This is a genomic window from Burkholderia pyrrocinia (assembly GCF_001028665.1).
GTDB lineage: Bacteria > Pseudomonadota > Gammaproteobacteria > Burkholderiales > Burkholderiaceae > Burkholderia > Burkholderia pyrrocinia.
Map to the genome: position 1 here is coordinate 515,783 of NZ_CP011505.1, position 14,049 is coordinate 529,831.

A 14,049-nucleotide genomic window follows, 5' to 3' on the forward strand; every position below is an offset into this window, starting at 1 on the left:
CTCGGGCGCGACACGGCCGCGAAGGACGGCCGTGCGCGCCTGCCGCCACACCCTGGATATGGCATGGAGGAGACACCATGAAGCCACGCTGGACCCATCGGCCGCCCGGCTCGAACTGGGGGGATTTCGGCCCGGACGATCAGAAAGGGCGCTTGAACTGGCTGACGGCCGACGCGGTGCTGCGCGGCGTCGCGGAGGTGCGCGAAGGCCGCGTGTTTTCGCTGAGCCTGCCACTCGACGTGCCGCGCGGCGGCGGGCTGAACGCGCGGCGCCGGCCGCCGGCGATCATGCCGGCGCTGCTCGGCGACAAGCCGTACTTCGGCTATCGCGCGGACGAACAGGTTGCCAACGCAACCGACGTGGTCTGCGACGATGCGTTCTGCATGCACTCGCAATTCTCGACGCAGTGGGATGCGCTGTCGCACGTCGGCTCGCTGTTCGATCCGGCGGGCGACGGCGAGCGAGCCCGCGTGTTCTACAACGGCTACCGGATGGACGAGCACATCCACGTACCCGAAGCGGGCGCGCCGCGCGGCGGCGCACGCGCGCTCGGCATCGAGGTGATGGCGCAAACCGGCGTGCAGGGGCGCGGCGTGCTGGTCGACCTGCGCCGCCACTTCGGCGACGAGCGGCGCAAGATCGGCTACGCGGAATGGATGGCGGTGCTGCGCGCGGACGACGTGGTCGTCGAGCGCGGCGATATCGTGTGCGTGCATACGGGTTTCGCCGATCGCCTGCTCGACGCCGACGCGCGTGGCGAGTCCGGCGCGCCGGACCTGTGCTGCGTGCTCGACGGCAACGACCCGCGCCTGCTCGAATGGATCGACGCATCGGGGCTCGCGGCGCTCGCGGCCGACAACCACGCGGTCGAGGAGCGCCCGCGCGATGCGTCGGCGCGCGAGCGACCCGGCGCGCTGATGCCGCTGCACGAGCTGTGCCTGTTCAAGCTCGGCATTCATCTCGGCGAGCTGTGGCACCTGACACCGCTTGCCGAATGGCTGCACGCACACCGGCGCAACCGCTTCCTGCTGACCGCGCCGCCGCTGCACCTGCGCGGGCTCGTCGGGTCGCCGGTCAATCCGGTCGCTACCGTCTGAACGCCGGCGCCGCGCCGGCGCCTTGTCCGCCGCTTCGCGCCGGCCGCGCGGGCGGATCATCGAGGAGTCGCCATGTCCCATTCCCATGCGGCGTCGATCGCTGCGCGCATCGACCGCCTGCCCGCGACGGCCAGCATCTGGACGCTCGTGCTGTTCCTGAGCGTCGGCGGGTTTTTCGAGGTCTACGACCTGTTCCAGATGACCTACCTGCCGCCGGGGCTGATCCGCGACGGCATCTTTCACGCGGGCTCGCACGGCGTGCTCGGCATGTCGGACCAGGGCGCGCTCGGCGCGGCGACGTTCGCCGGGCTGTTCGTCGGCGAGATGTTCATGTCGCGCCTCGCGGACCGCTTCGGGCGGCGCGCGCTGTTCACCGGCGCGCTGCTGCTCTATACAGCGGCGAGCCTTGCGATGTGCGTGCAGACGCATGCGCTCGGCATTCTCGTGTGCCGCTTCATCGCGGGCTGCGGCATCGGCGCGGAGCTGATCACGATCGGCGCGTTCCTGACCGAGCTGGTGCCGAAGGCGGTGCGCGGCCGCGCGTTCGCGTTGTGCTTCGCGGTCGGCTATCTCGCGATGCCCGTGCTCGCGCTGGTGTCGTGGTTATGGGTGCCGCGCGATCCGCTCGGGATGTCCGGGTGGCGCTGGGTCGTGCTGCTCGGCGGCAGCGGCGCGGTTGTCGTCTGGTGGCTGCAGTCGCGGTTGCCGGAGTCGCCGCGCTGGCTCGCCCGCACCGGCCGCGAGGCCGAGGCCGAAGCCGTGCTGCAGCGGCTCGAGCAGGCGGTCGAGCGGGAATCCGGCCGGCCGCTGCCCGCGATCCCGGCGCCTGCCGCAGTTGCCCCAGCCGCGCGGCGCGCGCCGTCGATGTGGGATGCGCGGCATCGCGGCCGCACGGCGATGCTGATCGTATTCAATGCATTCCTGAGCATCGGCTTCTTCGGTTTCAGCCAGTGGCTGCCGACGTTGCTCGCCGCGCAGGGCGCGACGGTCACGAAGAGCCTCTGGTATGCGTTCGTGATCGCGTTCGCGTATCCGGTGTCGCCGTTCGTCGCCGGCCTGCTCGCCGACCGGATCGAGCGCAAGTGGCTGATCGTCGCGTCGGCGTTCGGCGTCGCGCTGTTCGGCACCGCGTTCGCGATGTCGGCGCAGGCGCCGTTCGTGATCGCGTTCGGCCTGCTCGTCACGCTGTCCAATACGGTGCTCGCGAGCAACGGCACCGCGTATCAGTCGGAAGTGTTTCCGACCGAGATCCGCGGGCGTGCGCTCGGCTTCGTGCATTCGATCGGCCGCCTGACGGGAATCGCGAGCAGTTTCATCGTCGCGTTGCTGCTCGAACGCGCCGGGGTGTCCGCGGTGTTCGTGCTGATCGGCGGCAGCATGCTGATCGTGATGGTGTCGATCGGTGTGTTCGGGCCGTACACCAACAACCGGGCGCTGGACGAGATCACCGGCCGCAGCGAGGAAGGGGCCGAAAACACGGCGGCGGCGCGCGGGCTCGCCGCATTGCCGACTCGGCGTGTCGATGGACGGCGTAAAGGCGCAAGGGATGGGGCGGCGTAATGGCGCCAGCAGCAACAGGGTAAAAGGCGGATTCGAACGGCTTCAGGACTGCGGTCTCTTGCCGGGTTTCGCGACCGGATTTTCGCGCGAATCGGGCATGGGTTTTGGGGGGCGTTGGTTCTCGGCTGCGAACACCAGCCGGTAGGCACCGTGGTGTAGTCGATCGAGTGTTACGGCGGCGTGACAACGCTTCCCAGTTTAAGAACTCATCGAAAGCCAATGCCATTGATTTCTTTTAATTGGTGAAATTTTGAGAAGCAATTCGCAAGCAAAAAAATCTGTATCGGTCAACCTGGGTAACAATCTGTAAGGTGGGTGGCAGGTGATCGCCGTCGTCAGAATACTTAGTCAACCTGATTGAGTGATCAGGAATCTAAAGAGTCATCCGGCGAGAGGTGCCACATGTTTATTGGCAAGAAAGCATCGATGTTGGTGTTCGCGAGTGTCGTGACCGTTGCGTTGACTCAAGCGTCGGCTCAAGCTCAGGGCATTGTCGGGTCGGCACTCGGCGGGGCGGCGGATATCACTGGTGCGGCATTGGGAGGAGCAGCCAATGTCACCGGTGCAGCGCTTGGCGGTGCGGCAAACGTTACAGGAACCGCACTCGGTGGCGCTGCGAATGTGACCGGTGCCGCACTCGGTGCTCCCAGGTATGGCTACGATGACGACGAAGCCCCGCCTCCGCGACCGCAACGTCGTCACAAGCGCCGACACTATCAGACCGACAACTATTGACGGTGCAAGAGCGCGATCGAGGACAACTAAGCAGGCACCCGAGATTGCGGAGTCCGTGACGATGTGGGCCGTCCCGTTGCGGTCGGCGAAGTTCCGATGAAACGAGAAGGCTGTGCCGCGGAGAAGGGGGCGAGTACCGCAGCGTCCAGCCGTGCCCGGATCATGAATACTCGATCGCCACGGCGCTTGTCGACCGACTGAGCCTGATCTCGCCCAGGTAGGCGCTGTCGCCCAGTTCGCACTCGCGCCAAGCGTTGCCGAGGGCATGTCGGATTTTGACTCTGTAGGGGCCGCTGCCCTTGGCCAGGCCGTCGAACCGGAAATCGCCGAAGCCGTCCGAGACGGTTTCGGCTACCTGCTGATTGCCGACGTACAACGTGACGGCAGCATCCGTGACACACTCGACCACGTCTCCTGCCTGGGCACTGACACTCCCACCGATGAAGCATGTTTCCCAGCGCTCAAGTCCGCTGTACCACACGCGGGGCTTCGTGCTCAGGTTGGGTCGCAATACCTTGAGTCCCTCGCGTCGGGCCTTCTCGGCCATCGCCGTGTCATCGAGCTTGACCGTCTCGAAGACATCGGTGGGGCACGACTGCTGACAACGCGGGCGGGACCAACCCTGGTCGAGCAAATGAGCATCGAAGATCCAGATCTGGGGCAGTTGCAGCTCTTCGTTCCAGACGATCGCCTTGTAGGGGCACGCCTTCACGATGTCCTTTCGGCCTCGCGCCTTGTCCGGATCGATGATGACGATGCCGTCGGCGCGCTTGCGAATGGCGCTGCCGCCCACACGCATGCAGGGCGCGTCGTCGCAGTGGTTGCACATGACCGGCAGATAAGTGGTCTCGACCATATGCGAAGCGCCCTGTACACGACGCAGGATGCGGACGGGGCTCTCGGCGTTGGCCGCGGCGGGTGCAGCATAACCGGGGAAGTCGTTGCCGACGTGCTCGTCCCGCGCGGCGATCACGCAGTTCTGGCAGTTCTCGCAACGCCCGACTCTGATAATCAGGTTCCACTTGCTCATTTGAAATTCCTCAAGCTGCGCGACCGAGCATGAACGCCTCGGCACCGCGCCATTTCTCGACCTGCACCAGGCAGGAATTCGGGCTCATGCTGCTGGTGCCGGAGGTCTGTGGCCGGTCGGGGGTAAGCATGTTCATGCAACCGCCAATCTCGACTTGCTCGCCGTCGATTTCGATCAGCTGAAATTCAGCGCTCGCCTCGTAGGATTTCACCACTCCAGCGTTCACCAGGGGCGAGACATCGGCCGCGCAAATCACGGCGCCGCGGTCGTTGTGCACTTTGACGAGATCGCGATGGGTAATGCGTCGAATGGCGGCGTCAGCCGGATTGAGCCTCAGCAGCCAGAACCGGTGCCCCGCGATCAGGGCGCGATGATCGTCGATGCCGTTCACTGCGGAATTCTTGCCGTCACAATGGGTATGAAAGCTGTAGCGGCTGTGGGTGGCGATCAACTGCAGCGGGTAGCGCCGAGCCAGGTCCGAGCGCAGACCTTCCCAGGAGGGGATATATCGGTTGAGCGGTGGCCGCTCGGGATTGTCCGCAGTGTGCCGCTTCAGCAACTCGGGCACGAACTCCAGCTTGCCGCTCGGCGTCTGCAGGCCCCTGCCGAACTTTTCCGAGAACTGTGACGGCAGCGGATGAGGTTCCGGCAGGTCCTTCCTCCTGTCTTCCGCATACCAACGCATGTCCACGGGATGGCGAAGCTCCGGCTTTTCGGGCGGCACGACGAAATAGCCCTTGCGGCAGAATTCGCGCCACGAAATGTGATCGGGCAGGTCCGACGAGTCGAAGACGCGCTTGACCCAGTCAAGATCGCCACAGCCTTCGGTGAAAACGCCGCCCAGGCCCAACCGGGTCAGGATGGCGGTGAAAATGTCGTAGTCGGAGCGGGACTCGCCCAAGGGTTCGATGCACTTGTGCTGCAGCGTCAGCATGCGATGGTTGACCGTGCCATACCCATGGTGGGCGTAGCCGCCCGAATTCGCCCATTCTCCAATGTCCCAACGCTCCAGCGAAGTGCACGCAGGCAGGATGATGTCGGCGAACTGGGCTTCGCCTTCCATCCAGATTGACTGATTGACGACGAACTCGATGCTCGAGTGCCGGTAGGCCTCCGTCCAGCGTCCGGAATTCGTCACGGTACTGAACGCGGATCCGCCGTAGCGATAGATCATGCGGATCGGCGAATAGCCGGGCATCGGGTAGGTGAACGGCGCAAACTGGGCCTCCTGGGACATGCCGTCCCAGAGATAACCGGTGGCGTGACCGTTGAGAATCGCGTCGGGCATCTGCTGTCGCGGCACCATCTGCTTGACGGGATTCATGGTCAGGATATGCGGCATGCGCTGGTAGTTGTCCACCGCATTGGCGGTCCACGCCAGGTCGCCTGAAATACCGCCGTCCGCGTAGCCAGGGAAGTAGAACTGGAGATCGTGCGGGACGCCGATTTCGAGGCAGCCGAAATTCACCCCCGGCTTGCCCCAGCCCTGCATGGACATCATCATGATCATGCAGCGCGCCCATTGCGCCCCGGTCGCCCCGCGGCCCGCGCCACCGAATCCCGCGCCGGTCATCCCGACCGCGAGATGAACCTTTTTCTTTCCCCATAGGCGCGCAAGTGCGCGGGCGTCCTTGGCCGGCACGCCGGTCTCGCTCTCCTGCCACTCGGGCGTCTTGGGGGTACCGTCGGTTTCGCCCAGAAGGTAGGCTTTCCAATCGTCGAAACCGGTCGTGCGCGTCGCGACGTAATCCTTGTCGTACAGGCCCTCCACGGTCCAGACGTACATGATGGCGGTAGCCAGGGCGGCATCGGTTTGCGGCCGGATCGGGATCCAGCGGCCGCCCAGCAGCTGTGCGGTCGGATTGCAGTGCGGGTCGATGTGAACGAACTCGATGCCGAGCTCCTTGGCCCACAGGCGGCGTGGCGTTCCCTCGAATCCTGCGTAGGCCCCGTTGGTACTTTCGGGGTCGCAGGACCAGAAGACGATCATTTCGGCCTCCTTGAGACCATCCTCTAGGCCGCCATAGCCGGAGGGTACGCCGACGCGCATCGAGTTGCCGAAATGATGCATGGCGCCCCAGTACCAGCCTTCCCAGCTGTCCGGATTCGCGGCAACCCGGGTGAATCCGATCAGGTTGGCGAAGCGCGTCAGCGCGCTGAGGTAGTAGCCCACGTTGCCCCACTGGTGGTGGGACGACATCGGGAAAGTGATGGAACCGGGGCCGTGAACGCGCTTCTGCCGGTTGATCTCCTTGGCGACAATGTCCAGGGCCTCGTCCCAGCTGATACGCACATAGCCGGACTTGCCGCGGTTCTGGGGATTGCGCTCGCCGTCGGGGTCGAAGTCGACCCGTTTCATCGGGTGAAGGATGCGCTTGTCGGAGTAGACCAGCGACTTGAGCGTCAATGCGTGGGGCGCGACCAATCCACGCCGTGGCGGGCTGAAGCGGCGTCCACGTGCCTCGATCACCCAACTTGACGCATCGGTATCGTCCAGCTCGATGGGGGTCACGCGGACGATGCGTTCATCCTTGACGTAGACGAACAAGGGCCCGCCATTGGTACAGGTGGTGTAGCGTCGGGTGCCGTCGCGCATGGGCGTGCCCATCGGCAGGCCGACGGTGCGCATCATGCTCAGGGTTTGCATGAGCCAAACCAGCAGTTCGTCGTCGCCCTCGGTGACCACCTTGAAGTTCTTGGCGGCGTGGACGATTTCGCCCTGGTCCGGGCTGGGCGAAAGGAACTTCAGGGCCGTGGCGACATCCTTGAAGGCCATGCGCACGTCGGGCCGCGGACCACCGTGTTCAGCGTGTCGAGCGAGCGCAGCATCGTGTACAGGTGCGGGTTGCCCGCATAGCTCTTGCCGTAGATGTCGGCCGCATCCTTGCGCGATTGCGCCTCGATGCCGGCCGCCTTGACGTTCGCATCGGCCAGCGCGATGCGCGCGTCGCGCTCGGCGTCCGAGCGAATCTGCGCGGCTTCGCGATTGCCGTCCGCGGTGCGCTGCGCGGCCACGGTTTCGCGTTCCGCGCTCATCCGGTCGACGGTCGCGGCGAGCGTGACGGCCGGCAATGTGAGCCGTTCGAGCCCGACCTGGGCCACGCGCACGCCATAGGCCGCATAGAGCTGCGCGTCGATCTGCCGGCGCAGCGCGCCCTCGAATTCGCCGATCTTCACCTGGGCCGGATCGGTGTTCACGAGCGACGCGAGATCGTAGCCGGCGGACGTCGTCTGCAGCGCGGAACCGACGAGCGACCGGATCTGGCGCGCCGCTTCGTCCGGCTCGTTGCCGACCGCGCGCATGAACCGCCCGATGTCGCGCGCATCGGCCGGTACGCGCCACGCGACGTAGGCCTCGACGATGATGCGCAGTCCGTCGCGCGTGCCGACGTCCTGCAGGCCGCTCGATGTCGTGTGCAGGCGCAGGTCGACCGGCGTCACCGCATCGATCGGCGCAGGCAGGTGCCAGGCGAGCCCCGGTTCGAGCAGCACGCGCACGGGGCGCCCGAAACGCGTGATCACCGACGCCTCGCCGGCGCGCACCTGCACGAAGCTCGCGACCGCGAGCGCAACGAGCACGCACAGCAGCGCGACGGCGACGCGCAGGCGCAATGCGCCGGGCGGCTGCGGTGCGCCGTGATGCGCGTGGTGGTCGTGGCCATGGCTGTGGTGCGCATGATCATGCGCGTGTGAATGAAACAGACTCACGATGTCGCCCCGCATGCGGCGTCGCCCTCGCTCGGCGCGGCGGCGCCCGCTGCCGCCGTATTGCGCCGCCCGCGCGGAACGCGCCGCGTCATGTCAATGGATGCCGGCCAAATCGCCGGCGGGAGTGTTGCGCAGATCGACGGTTGCCCGCGTACCGTCGGCCAGCCGGTCGTCGATGATCGTCATGCGTGCGTTGCGCACCCCGCGTTGCAGCCGGTCGAGGTAATACTCGAACGGGAACGCGGGGCCGCCGAGCCGGTACGCGACCAGATCGGCGTCGAAATCGATCTGCTGCACGCGCGCCGACGACAGCGTGTCGCCCGCCTGCGCTTCGGCCTGCGCGATCCTGGCGAGCGCCTGCTGCCGTGCGTTGCCGAGCAGGCCGGCCGCGAAGCCGCGGGCCTGCGCGACACTACCCTGTGCGCGGATCTGCGCGGCCTGTACGTCGTGAAACGCGGCCGCCGCGCCGGTCGGCGGGTGCACGCTCTCGATCACGACCGCGATCACGTCGACCCCGCTCTGCAGCCGATCGAGCTGCTGCTGGATCGCGCGCTTCAACTGGTCGGCCATCGCGGCCTGATTGGTTTCGAGCAGCGATTCGAGCGTATGCGACGCAAGGTAGTGGACCAGTTCGCGATTGGCGCTCACGCGTACCGTGTTTTCCGGATCGATAGTGCGATAGAGCGCCGCGCGGGCGTCGGCGTCGGTCGGACCGAGACGGTAGTCGACCCGCACGTCGGCGTTGACGATCTGGAAGTTCTGGCGGTCGCCGTTCGCGCCGGCGATCACCTGGGTGGTTTCCCCGGGATGCGGGGCATCCCACAGACGGTTGAGGCCGTCGGGCGTCGGACCGTCGGCCGGCACCGCGCGCGCGTCGGCGCCGCCTTCGTTCGCGCTGCCCGCTATCGCGACCTGGTGCACGGCGCCGTTGTCGACGATGCGCGCACGCCCGAGCGGCCAAGGCAGCCCGACGTGTAGGCCCGGCTGCCAGACGGCGACCGGCGCGCCGAAACGTTCATAGACGGCGCGCTGTTCCGGGTTCAGCACGACGACGGCCGTGAGCAGCCACGCGGCGGCGACGGTCGCGCCGAGCGCAGCGGGCAGCAGCCGCACGAAGCTGCGCCAGCCCCAGCTCTGCCTCAGATCGATGCCGTAGCGATGCCGCAGCTCGGCGCCGAGCGACGCGAACGGCGACGGGCGCCGGCTCAGCAGGCCGGCAATCGCACTGGTCGGCACGACCGCACCGCGCGGCACCGCAAACCACGACAGCACGCCGCGAATGACCAGTTCGGCCGCCACGGCAGCATTGAGCAGCGCGACGGCATGCACGAGCCACTCGACCGTGCGATGCTGGAACGCGAACCATGCGGCGGCCAGCACGCCCGCCAGCGCGGTGACAAGAGCGACGCGCAGCATCCGCGTGAGCGACGCGGACACGGCCGAGCGGCCTGCGGCCATCGCGTGATGGCGTTCAGTGAAGAGTGTGAGAAAGGCGAGGGCGAGGCATGCGGCGCCGGCCGTGAGCGTGGGCTCCGGCGCAGCTATTGCGCGAACCAGGATGATGGGTGACGGCGGCTGCCATGCGAGCGCCGCAAGTGCGATGGAGATCACGGAAGCGCTAGTGACCGCCCATGGCCGCCAGTCGATCGCGGCGATGATTTCCGGCCACGAATTTTCGTCATGTTCAGATGCAGGCTCCGACTCCGGGGCCGCCTTGCGGCGAACAGCACCGCGCAACCAGCCGGCCAGTAGCGTGGCGATTGCCCTTTCGGGCGGATGGCGGCGTTCGCAGTCGGCTAGCCGTACGCCGATCGCCACAACGAGCACGTTGCACCATGCGCTGGCGAGCAACGTGCACCAGCGCAGGTCCGCCGGCAGGATATCTACGGCGCCCAGCGCGCCAAGCGCTGCGACCAGCAACGCGCTGGCCCCTGCGACCGGCGTGAGCGCGTCGCGGCCAGCCGGACCATCGGGAATGTCGTCGTTGCGTTCCGCCTGTTGCCCCATCGTGGTCCCTTACATACTCGTTACAGGATGCGCAGGCACCCGCGCGGATTTCCGCGAGCGGCAATGTAGCGCGGCGGATGATGAAACTCAAGGTGATCTACGCGAGCGGAGTATTACCACTCACCGAACGAAAATTCGTGATAGAGGCCGTTGAGCCAATTGCGGCACAGCTTTCCGGGGGGGGCATAGATTGCCGATCAATATCGAAGTTTACTGACCAATCTCATTATCGACATAAATCAAAAAGGCACAATGAAAATGAAAGGTCTGATCGCGAGCCCAAATCGAATTTTACTTTTTCCATACACAGTTCCTTCAGAAATATAATTCCCGGCCGCAAACGTTTGTCATTCTTTTCTAGATTGCCGTCCAACCCATTACTGTGCTTCAATCGCGAGCAAGACTAAAGAAGGGTAGGCCAGTGTACGATAACGCCGTACTCTAGGATTGCGCCGGGGCACGCCTCACTCAGCGCGTGGAGCGAAAGCGAGCATATGTCGTCGAGTACTTCTGCGTACTTCGAGATCATAATTCTTCTATTCCGAACGGAGCTAAAGGGGGCGGCCCACTGCTTCATTGAAGTGATCACAATTTTACTGATGGCGATATTTTATATTTGTCGCGTTTTGAAAAATAATGAAAAAATGGATCTGCCGAGTGGTCAGCATATTCTCGATGTTAATTTTGATCACTTTTCTTTGCGCGATTTCAAGAAGAATTGCGTTTCCAAATGATTCGCACGATCGACAAATCGGAGTTATTCAGTTGGCGTTGATACCGCTTGTCGTCTTTTCGGTGGCGTGGCTGGTAATCCGAATTTTTCGAAAAAGACCCGACCTCAACGACGCCAGATTGGTGCGGCAGATAATAGAGAGGCCATGGTTGCGCCTGATGGTTGCCTTTTGCGTATCGGCCATCCTTTGGGGCCTCCTGAATATTTTAGCAACATTAATTAGAGTAATGTGAGATGCCAGATCCAATCACTAGTTCAATTACCATTCTCGTCGCGGGTGACAATGCGCTGAGTGCTGAAAACGCGGGAAACAGTGGCGCAACACTCGTTTCGGCCTCCGGTCAGCTTGTTGCGGCTATTGGCTCGATTACGCCGGCTGGATCCATTGCAACTGCGCCGGGTGCCGCCGCTGTTACGTTGATGAAAATAACGCTCGATCTTCAGTCCGGGGCTGGAGCATCATACGGCGACATAGCATCGGTGATTGGCAACTTGCTATCACTCACCGGCGGCGTTATCGCATTTGTGCCGGGATTGCAGGCTCCTGGTATAGGCCTGACAATTTTGGGCAACGTCGCAAATGGCGTTGGGCTTTACTCTGATAGACAGCAGATAATCGGTGCCTTTCAGAATCTGTGGAACTCAATGCAGAGCGGGCAATCCGTTTCCACCGGCGCACCAGCTTTACAAGAAATTCAGGGCACACTAACTTCACAAAGTTGGTTCGAAAGCGGCGAGCGATCTGCTCTTGGTAACGCCACCGGACAAATTGCGTCGGACGGCACTATTTTAGTTCCACAAACGGATTCAAGTGGAAATATTGTCAATTATGTTCCCGAGCAGCCAATAGCCCCTCCGCAGGATCTAGGCGGAGGACTTACTCGGTATAGCTTTGCTGGCGGCACCACTGTGGACGTTCAGTCACCTACGGACCCGAGCGCCAACTCAGGCGTCATAGCAAACTGGACGATTCCCCAGTTGAACGGAATTGCGACGCAACTAAGTATCGATACGCAAATGGGCGGCAGCGTCCTAAGTGTGACCGATGCCAGTGGCAATGTCGTAGAAAAATTTAATGACGTTGTCACGCAAGTAAATGGAATCGTTTCCCATACCTATTCAACGATGACCTCAGGGGGGCAAACGAACGAGCAAACGCAGGTTACGTCAAATGGTGACTCGACCAATACGCAGTCAACCGTTTTCAACGGCGATGGTACGGTATCGTACACGGAAAATATCCTATATTCAAACGGCATCATTTCGCGCGATGAGATTGACGCAAATATAAATAGTTCATTGTCTGTTTTTGGCGACGGCGTTGTTCTCAATGGACTTGGCGGAAATGATGTTTCGATCCTCGGGAACGCGAATGTTCTAAACTTGAGTAATAGCTCCATCCGCTTCTCGTCTGGCGTTACCGGAGAGGTGGCAGGGACTGGGAATCAAGTCAGCTTAGGAAAAGCTAACGATATCTCGATTTCCGGTTCGAGTAACGCCATCTCGTCTACTGGTGATGCATCGGGAAGTACCATTACGCTCAACGGCACCGGCAACAGCGCCGATACCCTGAATCTCTTCGGAGCGACGGGGATAACTGTATTGCTTGGCGACTCAACGACTGCTGTGAATCTTGTTGCAACGAGCGCTACTGTTACCAGCCGGAGCGGTGGGGGTGTCGTAAACGGCTCGGGTGGGGATCGACTAAACATCTCTGGCGCCGATATAACTGTGAATGGGAATGGTGGGCAGTACGTCTTCTCCGGTACCGGAGATCTAGCCAACATTTCAAATGCAACTGTCGCATTCTCTGCCGATTCTCAGGCCACACTCGTCGGAACGCGAAACAGTTTTTCTCTTGGCCTCGACAGTTCGTTGACATTGGAGGTTACCGGAGCCACCAGCCCTACTACGGTTATTACGACAGATAGCCAAGGCAACGCGACTTTCACTTCCAGTGGCGGGTCGGTGCTGTTTGGTCCAGTGGGACAAGAAATCACACAGGCTTCGAATGGCGCGCTATCTGTTGCTGTTGGAGCAACTGGGATGGTACAAGTCTTTTTGCCCACCGGCGAATCTGCCGGTAGTCCGATCCAATTCTCCGGCATTGAATCGATGACGCTGAATACGGACGGCGGCTATTCAATGGTCGACCAGTCCGGAAATGCCTACACGCTTCAACCTGTGTCGGGATCGTCAAACTACGTGCTCGAAAATGCCACCACCGGCACGATGAACGTAACGCTAGACACAGGCTCCGTCACGGGAATTTCACTAGGGCAAGCCCTTTCTATTCAAACATCGAGCGGGGGCACGTTGGCCCTGCCAGCGGCAGGGGGAGCGGGATCGCTGGCCTTGTCTAATCTGGGAAATGTGTCGCTCGACGCGGGCTCCGCGATCGCGATCAGCGCAAACGCCATTGATGTCAGCGTACCGGGGAGCGGCACGACGAGCGAATACGCGTTCGCGTCGGACGGTACGGTTTCATCGATTTCTACATACGATGACTCGAGCGCCCAACATGTTCCGGCCGTTGTTACGTCATTTAACTCCGATGGCGTAGCGACTCAACAGTTGACCAACAACGCGAGCGGTGGTTCGCAAGTTGTACTTCTAAATGCGGCTGATCCATCAGCTGGCTTCATCTCGCAAACGCAATACTTCGCCGGTGCCAACGGGACTGGTTCCTTGATAAGCCAAGCAACAAATTTCACCAACGGCCTCTCCGAAATTGACGAGTACAATCCCGCGCCCGGTACGGTATTGACACGCACGCAGTATTCAGGTGTCGACGGTTCGGGTGAGGTCCTGAGCCAAACGACGAACTTCCTCGATGGCACATCAACCGTCACGACCTACGCGACGAGTAGCTCGGCCTCGTCCGGCCTCTCAAGTTCGGGAATTACATCACAGACAGTCACGTATTCAGGTTGGGATGGCTCTGGCGATGCCATTAATACGACCTACAACAGCACAACGAACTCAACTATAAGCGGCGCGAACATAGGCTCAGCTCTGGGTTCGAAAATCGGTCAACTGCTTGGCGGCAACAGTGCGATCGAAAGCATTGGTTTGTCCTCGGTACTGGGTTGTTGGGCGCAAAGTAATAATGAGCCACTTCGCGCGAAGTAAATCTAAGCCACCTTTCAGTACAGTCAGCCTTTTGCGCGCAAAGGCTG

At 62.5% G+C, this 14,049-nt stretch carries 8 protein-coding genes and 1 pseudogene; 4 read left to right on the plus strand and 5 right to left on the minus strand.

What is annotated here, in order from left to right; all coding sequences use genetic code 11:
• Positions 1-77 precede the first annotated feature (77 nt).
• From ABD05_RS32540 to ABD05_RS38135, 3 genes are all read left to right on the plus strand, one after another.
• On the plus strand, positions 78-1,097 hold the full coding sequence (locus ABD05_RS32540) for a cyclase family protein (protein ID WP_047904258.1): 1,020 nt from the start codon (positions 78-80) through the stop codon (positions 1,095-1,097).
• A gap of 72 nt (positions 1,098-1,169) precedes the next feature.
• Positions 1,170-2,657 (plus strand): MFS transporter, encoded by a 1,488-nt coding sequence (locus ABD05_RS32545; protein ID WP_063847313.1) that lies wholly within the window; start codon positions 1,170-1,172, stop codon positions 2,655-2,657.
• A 402-nt stretch (positions 2,658-3,059) separates the two neighbouring features.
• Entirely contained in the window at positions 3,060-3,392 is a 333-nt protein-coding gene (locus ABD05_RS38135) for a hypothetical protein (protein WP_141685144.1), read from the plus strand.
• Between the two features lie 160 nt (positions 3,393-3,552).
• Here the strand turns inward: ABD05_RS38135 and ABD05_RS32550 are convergent, their stop codons facing one another.
• From ABD05_RS32550 to ABD05_RS38455, 5 genes and pseudogenes are all read right to left on the minus strand, one after another.
• Positions 3,553-4,422, minus strand: a complete 870-nt coding sequence (locus ABD05_RS32550) for a 4Fe-4S dicluster domain-containing protein (protein WP_047904259.1) — start codon at positions 4,420-4,422, stop codon at positions 3,553-3,555.
• A 10-nt stretch (positions 4,423-4,432) separates the two neighbouring features.
• Positions 4,433-7,216 (minus strand): annotated as a pseudogene (locus ABD05_RS32555) (molybdopterin-dependent oxidoreductase); the annotation flags it as partial.
• Complete coding sequence (gene hflC, locus ABD05_RS32560; RefSeq protein ID WP_047904683.1) at positions 7,168-8,130, minus strand: protease modulator HflC; 963 nt, start codon at positions 8,128-8,130, stop codon at positions 7,168-7,170. The gene hflC and the pseudogene ABD05_RS32555, both read right to left, overlap by 49 nt.
• A gap of 93 nt (positions 8,131-8,223) precedes the next feature.
• Entirely contained in the window at positions 8,224-10,137 is a 1,914-nt protein-coding gene (gene hflK, locus ABD05_RS32565) for a protease modulator HflK (protein WP_047904260.1), read from the minus strand.
• A gap of 761 nt (positions 10,138-10,898) precedes the next feature.
• On the minus strand, positions 10,899-11,054 hold the full coding sequence (locus ABD05_RS38455; RefSeq protein ID WP_158361725.1) for a hypothetical protein: 156 nt from the start codon (positions 11,052-11,054) through the stop codon (positions 10,899-10,901).
• A gap of 50 nt (positions 11,055-11,104) precedes the next feature.
• On the opposite strand from ABD05_RS38455, the gene ABD05_RS38140 reads away from it, so the two are divergent.
• Positions 11,105-14,002, plus strand: a complete 2,898-nt coding sequence (locus tag ABD05_RS38140; protein WP_148669195.1) for a beta strand repeat-containing protein — start codon at positions 11,105-11,107, stop codon at positions 14,000-14,002.
• Positions 14,003-14,049 lie beyond the last annotated feature (47 nt).